The sequence below is a fragment of the Embleya sp. NPDC050154 genome (genome assembly GCF_044460165.1).
Taxonomy (GTDB): Bacteria; Actinomycetota; Actinomycetes; order Streptomycetales; family Streptomycetaceae; genus Embleya.
Map to the genome: position 1 here is coordinate 446091 of NZ_JBITJP010000001.1, position 10479 is coordinate 456569.

Below are 10479 nucleotides of genomic sequence, written 5' to 3' on the forward strand. Positions count from 1 at the left end.
CGCCGGCATCGTCGCGTTCGGGAGCCGGTGGTGGCCGGGAAGGTCCGCGGTACGCGGAAACCCCTTGGCCGCACCACCCTTCGACGACGAATGGAGTCCCCCCATGGTCGAGGCACATCCCCCGCGAATACCACTGCCGTTCGCCCTCGACCGCAATCCGCACGCGCCCGACGCGGAATGCGGGCTGTTCGACTGGGCCCGACGGCACCACCTGCTCGACGGCCCGGGCATCGAGAAGCGACTGGTCGGAGCACGACTCACCGATCTCGCCGCCTATACCCACCCCGACGCCGCTCCGGAACTGCTGTGCCTGTACGCGCAGTTCATCGCATGGCAGTTCCTCGCCCACGACCGCTACGCCGAATCCGAGGAGCACACCGCGCCCACGGAGGAGCACCTGATCGATCAGATCGAATCGGTGTACCGCACCGGGCGGGCCGAACCCGGCGCCGGCGCGATGGCGCACGCCCTGGCGGACATCCTGGAGCGGGTGTATCCGGCCATGAGCACGAAGTGGCGCGAGCAATTCGTCGTCGAGGGCGTGGAAACGCTGCACCGGGTGGCGCGCCGGTCGGCGAACACGTCCCATCCGGCGACCCGGGAACTCTCCTGCGGCGTGGACGCCTACATCCGGTATCGACGGGTCGCCAGCGGGCAGTTCCCATGCCTGCTGCTCGACGAGTACCTCGCGGGCGGCGAACTCCCGGCGGCGATTCGGGACGGCGCCGCCTACGACGACGTCCGCAACGCCCAAGCGGACGTGGTCTCTTGGACCGGCGACTACTACGCATCCCGGGACGGCGTCGGCACCGACCCGCCCGCCGACCTGGTCGGCGTGCTGGCCTACGTCGAGCACGTCGGCCGCGAGCACGCGGAGGCGGCGGTGGCCGCGCGGATCCAGGATCGGGTGGCCGACTTCATGGCCGCGCGGCGCGCCCTGCAGGGCGGGCGCGGCGCGGCGGCGGCCGACCCGAGGACCGAACTGGTGCTGGGGCGTTGCGTGTCCGTGATGCACCATCGCATGGCCGGCACGGAGGCCTGGGCCTGGGAGAACATCCGGTGCGTCGGCCGCCGCCAGGGCTCCGGGCGCGGCCGGGCGACCGGCGGCGGGCTGCACGTCCCGGAGTACGTCGCGAACCTCCTCGATTCACGCGGTCGCCCCCGGGGCTGGGACGGCGGCGCGGCAGGACACCGGTGGCCCTAGGGCGGTGCCACCGACGCGGCGCGGCGAGGGGCGCGGGCTGTACGGCGCGGCGGTCGGCGTTCCGGCGGTCCTGGGCCTTTTGCCGGCTCGGTGGATGAGCGAACACCTGGGGATCACCGCGGTGTTCGCGCTCTCGACGGCGTGCGCGCTCGGCGCGTTCGGCACCGCGATCGTGCTGCCGAACGAACCGACCGGCGGCCTCGACGAACCGGGGCGGCGTGTTGGCCGGCCTGTGTACCGGTGTGCTCGCCCGGCCGGCGGTGGTCTTCGCTGCCTGCACGTTCGCGGCGGGCGTGATCCGCACGTTCCTGCCGCCGCCGGTGTCCTCGGATCGGCTTTCCTTGGTTCACGCTCGCGCTGTCGACGCAATCCGGGACCACACCGGCGGCCCGTTGGTGAGCCGGGTGGTTCGGTGATCGGCACCGGCACGCCCGGTTGTTCGCACCGTCGATCGCGGCGACCGCGCTGGGTAGCGGGCTGTTGGCCCGCCCGGACGAGCCGGTCACCGTGCTGATCGGCGCGGCGTTTTTCGGGGCCGGTTTCGGCACCGCCCGGAACGTGTCCCAGTCGCTGATGTTCGAGCGGGTCGCACCACACGAGTTCGGCCGGGTCAGCGCGCTGTGGAATCTCGCGTTCGACGCGGGCATGGGCATCGGCGCGGTCGGGTTCGGTGCGCTGATCGGCGGTGCGGGCTACCCGGCGGGCTTTCCGGGCACCGCCGCGCTCGTCCTGGCCGGCCTCTGATCCTGGTCGCCGTGGACCGGCGCGCTGCGGGTGCGGACACGCGACCCTCGCGTACGGCGCGCCCTCCGGCGTGAACCGCGGGAACGGGCGCGGGTGACGCGACCCCGGCGTGCGGCGGGGTTCGCGTCCGGTAGTGTGGCCGCCGCGCCCAACCGTGGGCAAACCGGATCCGAGTTTCGAGGAGGTGGCACCGATTACCGCTGTATCAGGTCGGGTGCTCTCCTTCCACGACCGTGCGGTCCACCTGGCATAGGTGAGTCCACGAGAGCACCCTTCGGCATCCCGAAAGGCTCTCATGTCGGTTTCCGCGTCACCGTGGCCCACATCCGTGATCGTCACCAGACTTCGTACCGCCGGTTGCGTATTCGCCGAGGACGAGGCCGAACTGTTGGTCGCCGCGGCGGCCTCGCCGGCCGAACTGGCGGTCATGGTGGATCGCCGCGTCGCCGGCCTTCCGCTCGAACACGTACTCGGCTGGGCCCAGTTCCGGGGTCTGCGGATCGTCGTCGACCCCGGGGTCTTCGTCCCGCGCAGGCGTACCGAGTTCCTGGTGGACCAGGCCGTCACGCTGGCCCGTCCCGGCGCCGTGGTGGTCGACCTGTGCTGTGGCTCGGGCGCGCTGGGCGCGGCCCTGGTGGCGGCGGTCGACAAAGTCGAGGTGTACGCCGCCGACATCGACCCGGCGGCGGTGCGGTGTGCTCGGCGCAACATCGCCGCCGACCGGGTCTTCGAGGGCGACCTCTTCGCACCGCTGCCGGCGACGCTGCGCGGGCGGATCGACGTCCTGGTCGCGAACACGCCCTACGTACCGACCGATGAGTTGCAACTGCTGCCCTCGGAGGCCCGGATCCACGAGCCCCGGGTGGCGCTGGACGGCGGCGCGGACGGCCTGGACGTGCAGCGCCGGGTCACCGCGGCGGCCCCGGACTGGCTCGCCCCGGGCGGCCGGTTGCTGGTCGAGACGAGCGAAAGGCAGGCCCCGCAGGCCGTCGAGGTCTTCCGTCGCGCGGGCCTGATCCCGCGGGTCGTGGAGTCCGAGGAGTGGTACGCCACGGTCGTGATCGGCACCCGGCCCACCGGCCGGAACGAGTTCTAGGCGAGGACGGGCGGAGCGGCGGACCGCCTAACGGCCGGCTCCGCCTTCTCCCGCACACGCGGTCCCGTCGAGTCCATCGAGTGGACAGTCCATCCCGGTATCGATCTCCTCCGTCTCCGTCCCGTCCGCGTCCTCGTCGTCGGCGCCCGCGCCCGCGGCCGCGGCCCGCGCGCTCGCGCAGACCACGCCCAGGCCGTCCTGGATGGCCCGGCCGATCTCGGCCAGCGCGGCCACCTGGGTCGGCGTCAGCACGTCGAACAGGTGTTGTCGCACCGTCGCGGCATGGGTCGGCTCGGCGGCGCCGAGGGCGGTCAGGCCCGCGTCGGTCAGGCGCGCGACCCAGCCGCGCCGATCCCCCTCGACCGGGCGGCGGGAGACCCATCCCGACTTCTCCAGGGCGGTCACCGCGTGCGAGACCCGGCTGGTCGACGACAACGACGCCGCGGCCAACTCGCTCATCCGCAGGCTCCGATTCGGCGACTCCGCGAGCAGGCCCAGGATCTCGAAATACGTCATCGGCATGCCTGCCTCGCGGCGCATCCGCCGGTCCAGATGGGCCGCGAGTTCCCTGGTTCCGGTGAAGTACGAGCGCCAGATCTCGTGCTCCGAGGCGGTCAGCCGATCGTCGTCGTTCATGGGAACAGCATAGGTCTTGTTGAAGACTCAACTTGTGGGTGTTATGTTTCTGAGCGTTCAACAAAACCGCCGCGGCCTGTGGCGGCCGATCGACGCATCCCGTCGCAGTGCACCATAAGGAGCTCCCATGACCACCTCCGTCGAGACCGTTCCCGGCTACATCGCGGGCACCTGGGCCATCGACCCGGTCCACTCGGACGTCTCGTTCTCCGTACGCCACCTGGGCGTGGCCAAGGTGCGCGGGCGCTTCGACACCTTCGAGGGCTCGATTGTCACCGCCGAGAACCCGCTCGAGTCGTCGGTCACCGCCACCATCGAGACCGCCTCGGTCAACAGCAACAACAAGATGCGGGACGACCACATCCGCAACGAGGACTTCCTCAACACCGACGAGTTCCCGAGCCTGACCTTCGTGTCCACCGGTATCCGCGCCGAGTCCTCCGTGGTCTACCAGGTCGACGGCGACCTCACGCTGCGCGGCGTGACCAAGCAGGTCACCCTCGAACTCGAGGTCAACGGCTTCGGTACCGGCTTCGACGGCAGCCCGGTCGCGGGCTTCACCGCCACCACCGAGATCAGCCGCGGCGACTTCGGCGTCACCGGCGGCCCCGCGGGCGCGGCCGTGGGCGACAAGATCACCATCGTCCTGGAGATCGAGGCCAAGCAGGCGTGACACCCGCGCGCCGACCGACCGCCACCCCGGACGTGTCCCGCGCCGCGGCGAGATCCGGTTCCGGTCCGCCGACCTCCGACCTGGTCGGACGTCGGCGGACCGTTGCACCCGACGGTACGTACGACGTCGGCACCACGCGACGCCTCGGTGACTCGGCGGATGTGCCGGACCCGGCGGGCCCGCGTACGCCGGGCAACCCCGCCCGGTAACCCCTCCCTCGGCGGCCCCCCTCGGTGGCTTCGCGCCGCGCCCGCTCGGCGACCCCGCTCGGCGCTCAGCCGCGACCGGCGCCGACCGGCCGCCCGATCCGGGCGCAGCCCACCGCGGCCACCAGGCACAGCACCGACAGGGCTCCCAGCAACAGCGGAATGGAGCCCGCCGAGGACGTGACCTCGAAGACCCCGCCGAGCAGCGGCGGGAAGGCGATGCCGCCGATCATCGAGGCCGCGATCACCCATGCGGCGGCGCTCGCCGAGCCCGGAACCCGGGCGGCGAGCCAGGCCAGGCCGGTCGGGAAGATCGGGGCGATGGCGAGTCCGACACCCAGATAGGCGTACGGCGCCAACACCGGGACGGCCGCGAGGAAGAGGAAGCCGGTCATCGCGGCGCACCCGGCCAACACGACGGCCTGCGGACTCAACCGCAGACTGATCGGCGCGACCAGGAACCGGCCGACGGTCATCGCGAGCCAGAACCCGGCGGTCGCACCGGCCGCGGTCGAGGTGGAATGGCCCAGCGCCTCCAGATGGGTGGGCTCCCAACCGCCGACGCCGGTCTCGATCCCGACGTGCAGGATGTACACACCGACGAAGGCCGCGACGAGCAGCGCCGTCGTACCCGGCGCGAGTCCGGAGCGCGGGACGCGGCTCCCGGTGCCGACCGGGGTGTCGCGCACCGCGAGCAGCGGTGGCACGAGCAGCACGCACACCACGCCGCAGCCGACGAACACCGCCGGATAGCGGCCGGCGCCGAGTGCGCCGAGCAGGACCGGTCCGGCGATCGCGCCGAGGCCGAAGTGCGCGTTGAGAATGTTGAGCATGGCCGGTCCGCGGCGACCGAATCCGGCCGCGACCATGACGTTGAGCCCGTAGTCGATGCCACCGAACCCGAGCCCCAGCACGAACACCGCGGCCAGGGCGAGCGGCCAACTCCCGGCGAGGCCGAAGCCGACCGCGCCCGCCGCCATCGACAGGCAGGACACGGCGAGGAGTTGGCGATCCGGACGGCGGCGGCGCAACGCCGCGCCGCCGAGTACGCCCAGCAGCGCGCCGGCGAAGTGCGCGCTGAGCGCGAGGCCGGCTCCGGCGGGGCCGAGGTCGAACTCGTCGCGCAGCGCCGGGATGGCCGGTCCGTACAGCGCCTGGAGCGCGCCGATCAGCACGAAGGCCACACAGGCCGCGATCGCCGCGCCGGGTGGGAACGCCGGGGCGTCGTCGGGTGGACCGACGGCCGGCGCGGGTGCCGCCGGGCCCGGCGCCGGGGCGTCCTCGGCGCGCACGGGCCCGATCGTGGCCGCGCCCGGGGGCTCCTGTCGTCCGGGTCTGTCGCCGGGCCCGCCGTCGCGCCCGGCGTTCACCGGATCGATCCCGCGAATCGGGTTCCGGCGAGCGCGGCACGGAGCGTGGGAGTGTCGGTGAACAGCACCGATTCGATTCCCAACTCCCGGGCCGCTTCCAGGTTTTCCGCGCGGTCGTCGACGAAGAGGAGTTGGCCGGGGTGCGCGTCCAGCCGCTCGCACAGGTGCCGGTAGATGCGCGGGTCGGGCTTGGCCAGGCCCAGGTCTGCGCTGAACACCCGGTGCCGGAACAGCGCCGCCCAGGGCTGCTCTTCGATCCGTCGGGCCATCTCGGCCGGGGCGTTGGAGAGCAGCGCCAGGGCGATGCCCCGGTTGGTAGGTTCGCCCAACTCGGCCAGCAGGTCCAGGGTTTGCTGATTCAGGTGCATCCACGCGTCGAGGTCCGCGGCCACCAGGAGGTCCACCAGTTCCGGATCCGGAGCGGGCCGCTCCAGGCCCGCGCACACCCCGCGCCAGAACCCGGCGGCGTCGATGACGCCGGCGTCGTAGGCCGCCCGGTCCGGCCAGTAGGCGGGCCACAACCGCCCCTGGGTGACCCCGAGCGCTCCGGCCAGCGCCTCCCCCGCGTGGTCCGGCGGCGGCGTACAGATGACCCCGCCGAAGTCGAAGACGATCCACTCCGTGCGCATGAGAGCTCCTCGATCGAGTCGTCGATTGACTTTCGAACATACAACACGTTTGATTGCACACATGGAAGGTGCGGAGCGGCAACTTTCGCTCATCGAGAGAATGCGTACGACGGAACGTGTCACCGTGGCCGAGCTGGCCGAGGAGACCGGTTGCTCGGAGATGACCATCCGGCGCGACCTCGACCAGCTCGCCGAACAGGGGGTCCTGCGGCGGGTCCGGGGCGGCGCGGTCAGCCTCGTGCTGCGCGGCGAGGTGCTGCCCTTCGGTGTGCGCGAGCACGAGGCGCCGGAGAGCAAACGTCGGATCGCCGCCGAGTTCGATTCCCTGGTCACCGACGGCGAATCGCTGATCCTGGACGGCGGCACCACGAGCCTGGCCATCGCGCGCGTGCTGGCCCGACGCCGGGTCACCGTGGTCCCGCTCGACCTGCACTCGGCCCACCTGCTCGGGAACGCGCCCGACGTGCGCCTGCTGGTCCCGGGCGGCCAGACCACGCCGGGCGCCCTGACGCTCGGCGGCCACCTCACCGAGACCTCGCTGCGCACACTGCGGGTGGACACCGCCGTGCTGGGCGTCTGCGGGCTGTCCGTCACTCACGGGCTGACCGCCAACGACCTCACCGAGGTGCCGGTCAAGCAGGCCGCCATCGCCTCGGCGCAGCGCGTCGTCGCGGTCTGCGCCGGAAGCAAGTTCGGTCGCACCGGCCTGGGTCACGTGTGCCCGGCCACCGACCTCGACATCGTGATCACCGACGCGAGCGCGCCGGCCGACGCGGTGTCGGGGCTGCGCGAGCTGGGCGTGGACGTACGGGTGGTGTGACGGTCCCAGGGGCCGTTCCGGGGCTCCGACCAGGGTGGTTGACTTCAAGTTTGCTTGAAGTTCCATACTCCTTCCCGAAGGGCACGCCGCCCTTGCGACACCAGCCACTTGGGAGAGTTCACATGAGCACCGAATCGTCCGACCTCGTCGCCATCCGTCGTCTCGTCGCGGACGCAGTGCAGCTTCAGAACGACATCGAGGGGCTCATGGCGCTGCACACCGCCGAGGTGAACATCGTCAATTTCGGCGGGCGCCGCGTGTCCGGCCGGGACGCGCTGACCGCGGCGATGCGGCAGGCGTTGGCCTCGCCCCTGGCGGATGTGACCACCACCGCCGAGATCCAGGACGTGCACTTCGTCCGCGCGGACGTGGCGATCGTGGCCTGCCTCAAGCAGGTCTTCGACGGACGGCCGAACGTCGGCGCGGAGGATTCGGCCACGCCCGCCCTGCCCGCGACCTCCGGCCAACTCACCTACGTGCTGGTCAAGGAGGACGACGACTGGCGGATCGCCTCGGCCCAGACCACCCCGATCCTGGGCTGATCCCGACGGTGCGGGCCCTGCCGACTCGTGCGCGACTCGGCGGGGCCCACCCGCGCCTCGGCCACGTCGGCCGAAACCGGTTGGTGCCCGGGAGGCCGACTTCCTACCATGCGATGCAGGCGAAGGGGCCCGGCCGCCTGCCGGCGGCCCGCGTCCGAAGGGGACGGAGAGCACACGGGTGGCACCGACCGATGACGTCGTTCGCGTCGTTCGCGACACACTCGACACGAACGACGTCATCGGCATGTACCTGCACGGTTCCGCCGTGCTCGGCGGCCTGCGCCCGCACAGTGATGTGGACGTGCTGGTCGTCGTGCGACACGGCACCACGACGACACAGCGTCGGGCACTGGTCGAGGCGACCTTGGAGATCTCCGGCGAGCGCGCCCGATCCGGGCCCGCGCGGCCGGTGGAGTTGACCGTCGTCGTGCAATCCGAGGTCAGGCCGTGGCGCTACCCGCCGCGCTGCGAATTCCAGTACGGCGAGTGGCTGCGCGAGGAGTACGAGCGTGGCGAGACACCGGCGCCGACACCGAGCCCGGATCTCGCGCCGCTGATCACGATGGCGCTGCTGGGCCGGGCGCCGCTGCTCGGGCCGCCACCGGACGAGGTGCTCGACCCGGTCCCGCGCGCCGACCTGAATCGGGCGATCGTGGCGGGTGTACCCGAGTTGCTCCGGGAGTGGGCGACCGACACCCGCAACGTACTGCTGACTCTGGCCCGGATCCGAGCGACGCTCGCGACCGGGGTGATCACCTCGAAGGACGTCGCCGCCGACTGGGTGCTCGCACGCCTCCCGGCCGAGTACCGACCCGTGCTCGCCCGGGCACGGGCCGGCTATCTCGGCGCCGAGCGCGAGGATTGGCAGGACCTGCTGCCTCGGGTGCGGGCGCTGACCGAGTACATGGCTGCCGCGATCGAGCGCTCGGCGGGCGAACCGGGGTACACCGGCGCGCAGTAGGCTCGGGCCATCCCGCTCGAACGGGTGGGGGGCACGGCGGCCACGAAGGGCGGAACACGTGTCGAAGGCGAGCTTCTCCGGCGTCCACCATGTCGCACTGAACGTACGCGACCTGGACGCGTCGGTCCGGTGGTATTCCGAGGTCCTGGACTTCGCACCGCTGATCCCGTGGGACACCGACGACTTCGAGCGGCGGATCATGCGTCACCCGAGCGGCGTCGTCGTCGCCTTGACCCGGCACCGGCACCCGGAGGCGGGCGCCGAGTTCGAGGAGCACGTGACCGGACTCGACCACTTGGCCCTGACGGTGGACTCCCGGGCGGAACTGGACGCGTGGGAGGCCCGGTTGACCGAAGCCGGTGTCATCCACTCCGGGGTCCGGGTCACCCCGAGGACCGGGTTCACCCTGATCGCGTTCCGGGACCCCGACAGCATCCAACTGGAGCTGTACCTCGCATAGTGCCGGACGGTCGCCGCACGCGATCGCCCCCGACCCCGTGCCGGCCGGCAACTCCCCCCACATACCCGGAAGTTGTTCCGAAAGGATCTTGACGGCACTTCGGTCGACCTGAAGCATGAGCGTTCGTACATGATCGACGAACGGGGGAAGCATGTCGAAGTTGACACGTCGCGTGGCGGGTCTGGCGCTCGCCGCGACGGCGTCGGTGGGATTGGTAACGGCGGCGGCCGGTTCGGCGCAGGCCGCGGGCGGCAGTTACATCGCCACGTACCGGTATCTGTCCGAGTGCCAGAACACGGGCGCGATGTACGTGCACTATGCCGGCGCAAGCACCTACCACTGCACCGGCAACGGCGCGGTCGGGTTCTCGCTGTATGTGGAGTACTGGGCCTGACCCGGCCAGGTACCGCCTCTCGACGAGGGGCGGTATCTCGGCGGTTGGGCCCCCGGCGGGGACGGGGTGCGGCCGTCAGCCGGCCGTGGCGGCCAGGCGGCCGGGGGCGGCGGATCGGCGGCGGCACAGGTACGCGATGGTCACCGCGGCGAGTAGCGGGCCCCACAGCACGAGTGGCGCGTAGGACATGTAGTAGTAGGCGGATTCCCAACCGCCGGCCCGCGACGGGAAGTCGTCCGGAAGCGGATCGCCGTTCAGCTTGGTCCGCGTCACCTCCGTGACGACTCCGATCGCCGTCCACATCAGGGTGAGGACGGTCGCCCCGATCGCTGCGGGCACCGCGGCCGCGGCCGTCGGCACCCGGCGTCCGCGCAGGACCGGAACCCAGCGTGGGAACACCTCGCCCCAGCGGGCGATCAGGCCGATCGCCGTGAACGCGAGGAGTTCGGACAGGACGGACAGCAGCACGACGTAGCCGTCCATGGCCCAGTCCGGCAACATCCCCCCGCGCTTGTCGTCACCGAAGATCACCCCGAGGCGCCAGATGCTCGACGGCAGGACGACCAGGGGCACGGCGTACGCGGCCCGACGCGCCCACGTCGGCACCCCCGGGACGGGCTCGTGGGCGGCCCGCCAGGCGCGCCGCAGCCGACCGGCGGACGTTCGTGCGGCCTTCGAATCCGAGTGCGCGACCTGCGATTGCGCCTGGTGCATCGGTGTTCCTCCCGTTGACGGACCGATCGG

The 10479-nt window shown here is 71.8% G+C and carries 13 protein-coding genes; 9 read left to right on the top strand and 4 right to left on the bottom strand.

The genetic code is table 11. The annotated features are described in order from the left end of the window. Positions 1-103: 103 nt before the first annotated feature. From ACIBSV_RS02055 to ACIBSV_RS02065, 3 genes are all read left to right on the top strand, one after another. The gene (locus ACIBSV_RS02055; RefSeq protein ID WP_395858963.1) at positions 104-1204 is read left to right on the top strand and encodes a hypothetical protein; all 1101 of its coding nucleotides are present in this window, start codon (positions 104-106) and stop codon (positions 1202-1204) included. 435 nt (positions 1205-1639) lie between these two features. Next, the gene (locus ACIBSV_RS02060) at positions 1640-1948 is read left to right on the top strand and encodes a hypothetical protein (protein WP_395858964.1); all 309 of its coding nucleotides are present in this window, start codon (positions 1640-1642) and stop codon (positions 1946-1948) included. 295 nt (positions 1949-2243) lie between these two features. After that, the gene (locus ACIBSV_RS02065) at positions 2244-3044 is read left to right on the top strand and encodes a putative protein N(5)-glutamine methyltransferase (protein WP_395858965.1); all 801 of its coding nucleotides are present in this window, start codon (positions 2244-2246) and stop codon (positions 3042-3044) included. Positions 3045-3071: 27 nt separating this feature from the next. Here ACIBSV_RS02065 and ACIBSV_RS02070 read toward each other — a convergent pair whose 3' ends face one another. Continuing rightward, the gene (locus ACIBSV_RS02070) at positions 3072-3680 is read right to left on the bottom strand and encodes a MarR family winged helix-turn-helix transcriptional regulator (protein ID WP_395858966.1); all 609 of its coding nucleotides are present in this window, start codon (positions 3678-3680) and stop codon (positions 3072-3074) included. Positions 3681-3807: 127 nt separating this feature from the next. Here ACIBSV_RS02070 and ACIBSV_RS02075 point away from each other — a divergent pair, with 127 nt between their 5' ends. Further along, positions 3808-4353: a YceI family protein gene (locus tag ACIBSV_RS02075; RefSeq protein ID WP_395858967.1), complete on the top strand. Its 546-nt coding sequence runs from the start codon at positions 3808-3810 to the stop codon at positions 4351-4353. 274 nt (positions 4354-4627) lie between these two features. Here ACIBSV_RS02075 and ACIBSV_RS02080 read toward each other — a convergent pair whose 3' ends face one another. Then, a complete protein-coding gene (locus ACIBSV_RS02080; RefSeq protein ID WP_395858968.1) occupies positions 4628-5851 on the bottom strand; it encodes an MFS transporter in 1224 nt (407 codons plus the stop codon). 74 nt (positions 5852-5925) lie between these two features. After that, a complete protein-coding gene (locus tag ACIBSV_RS02085) occupies positions 5926-6558 on the bottom strand; it encodes an HAD family hydrolase (protein WP_395858969.1) in 633 nt (210 codons plus the stop codon). Positions 6559-6619: 61 nt separating this feature from the next. On the opposite strand from ACIBSV_RS02085, the gene ACIBSV_RS02090 reads away from it, so the two are divergent. The 5 genes from ACIBSV_RS02090 to ACIBSV_RS02110 all read left to right on the top strand — a co-directional run bounded on the left by ACIBSV_RS02090 (position 6620) and on the right by ACIBSV_RS02110 (position 9735). Next, entirely contained in the window at positions 6620-7378 is a 759-nt protein-coding gene (locus ACIBSV_RS02090) for a DeoR/GlpR family DNA-binding transcription regulator (RefSeq protein ID WP_395858970.1), read from the top strand. Between the two features lie 122 nt (positions 7379-7500). Next, positions 7501-7920, top strand: coding sequence for a YybH family protein (locus ACIBSV_RS02095; RefSeq protein ID WP_395858971.1), 420 nt, complete (start codon positions 7501-7503; stop codon positions 7918-7920). 178 nt (positions 7921-8098) lie between these two features. Then, positions 8099-8881 (top strand): aminoglycoside adenylyltransferase family protein, encoded by a 783-nt coding sequence (locus ACIBSV_RS02100; protein ID WP_395858972.1) that lies wholly within the window; start codon positions 8099-8101, stop codon positions 8879-8881. Positions 8882-8939: 58 nt separating this feature from the next. Then, on the top strand, positions 8940-9341 hold the full coding sequence (locus ACIBSV_RS02105) for a VOC family protein (RefSeq protein WP_331771055.1): 402 nt from the start codon (positions 8940-8942) through the stop codon (positions 9339-9341). Positions 9342-9492: 151 nt separating this feature from the next. Beyond that, a complete protein-coding gene (locus ACIBSV_RS02110) occupies positions 9493-9735 on the top strand; it encodes a hypothetical protein (RefSeq protein ID WP_395858973.1) in 243 nt (80 codons plus the stop codon). 75 nt (positions 9736-9810) lie between these two features. On the opposite strand, the gene ACIBSV_RS02115 is transcribed toward ACIBSV_RS02110, so the two are convergent. Continuing rightward, a complete protein-coding gene (locus ACIBSV_RS02115; protein WP_395858974.1) occupies positions 9811-10449 on the bottom strand; it encodes a hypothetical protein in 639 nt (212 codons plus the stop codon). Positions 10450-10479 lie beyond the last annotated feature (30 nt).

Coding starts and splice junctions, on each gene's coding strand:
- ACIBSV_RS02055 (WP_395858963.1), top strand. CDS start 104: ATGGTCGAGGCACATCCCCCGCGAATACCACTGCCGTTCGCCCTCGAC.
- ACIBSV_RS02065 (WP_395858965.1), top strand. CDS start 2,244: ATGTCGGTTTCCGCGTCACCGTGGCCCACATCCGTGATCGTCACCAGA.
- ACIBSV_RS02070 (WP_395858966.1), bottom strand. CDS start 3,680: ATGAACGACGACGATCGGCTGACCGCCTCGGAGCACGAGATCTGGCGC.
- ACIBSV_RS02075 (WP_395858967.1), top strand. CDS start 3,808: ATGACCACCTCCGTCGAGACCGTTCCCGGCTACATCGCGGGCACCTGG.
- ACIBSV_RS02085 (WP_395858969.1), bottom strand. CDS start 6,558: ATGCGCACGGAGTGGATCGTCTTCGACTTCGGCGGGGTCATCTGTACG.
- ACIBSV_RS02090 (WP_395858970.1), top strand. CDS start 6,620: ATGGAAGGTGCGGAGCGGCAACTTTCGCTCATCGAGAGAATGCGTACG.
- ACIBSV_RS02095 (WP_395858971.1), top strand. CDS start 7,501: ATGAGCACCGAATCGTCCGACCTCGTCGCCATCCGTCGTCTCGTCGCG.
- ACIBSV_RS02110 (WP_395858973.1), top strand. CDS start 9,493: ATGTCGAAGTTGACACGTCGCGTGGCGGGTCTGGCGCTCGCCGCGACG.
- ACIBSV_RS02115 (WP_395858974.1), bottom strand. CDS start 10,449: ATGCACCAGGCGCAATCGCAGGTCGCGCACTCGGATTCGAAGGCCGCA.